We start from the raw sequence: 876 nt of genomic DNA, 5'->3' as shown, positions 1-876 counted from the left end.
CCTTCGGACGACCCGTCGAACCCGACGTGAAGATCACATACGCCGTGTGGTCGGGGCGCAGCGGAACGATCCGCTCCTCGTCCGTGATCGGCGCGGCGGACAGATCCGCGGTCGCCGCGTCGTCGACGAACAGCACCGGACGCCCGCCGACGCCGAAATCGTCACGGTGCGTGGTCAGCACACACACCGGATCGACGGTGCCGAGAATGTAGTCGGTCCGCTCCGCAGACTGATCCGGATCCACCGGCACGTAGGCGCCACCGGCCTTCGCGACCGCGACCATGCCGATCACCAACTCCACCGAGCGACGCATGCCCAGTGCCACAGTGGATTCCGCGCGTACTCCTGCAGCGATCAGCTGCCGCGCCAGCAGGTTGGTACGCGTGTCGAACTCGTGATAGGTCAGCGCGACACCCTCGGCCTGGACGGCGACGGCGTCCGGGTTCGCGGCGACCTGCGCCTCGAACAACGACACCAACGTCGCCGACGCATCCACCTCGTGCGCAGTGTCGTTGAACGACTCCAGGATCCGAGACCGCTCCCCCGCACCGAGGATCTCCAGATCCCCGACCGGACGCGACGGATCCGCCACGATCTCCTCGAGCACCCGCACGAACCGCCCGACGAACGACACGACCGTCGACTCGTCGAACAACGCCGTCGCATAGGTCACGAAACCGCCGATCCCCGTGGGAGCCCCGGCCTCGTCGTAGGTGTCCTGCACGATCCAGTGCAGATCGAACTGCGAGGTCCGGTGCTCGAGGTCGAGCGGGGCGATGGCGAGGTCGTCGAGTTCCAGGCTGGCCTCGTTCAGGTTCTGGAACGAGAAGCCGACCTGGAACAGCGGATGCCGCGCCGTCGACCGCGCCGGATTGA

General features: G+C 67.2%; 1 protein-coding gene. It reads right to left on the bottom strand.

Annotated elements, in window-relative coordinates:
- On the bottom strand, positions 1-876 hold an 876-nt coding region (locus QR64_RS11905), incomplete at both ends, for an AMP-binding protein (protein WP_039585317.1).

This window comes from Rhodococcus sp. Chr-9 (genome assembly GCF_000801125.1).
In the GTDB taxonomy this organism is placed as follows: Bacteria; Actinomycetota; Actinomycetes; order Mycobacteriales; family Mycobacteriaceae; genus Rhodococcus; species Rhodococcus pyridinivorans.
This window is presented reverse-complemented; position numbering and strand designations above follow the sequence as displayed.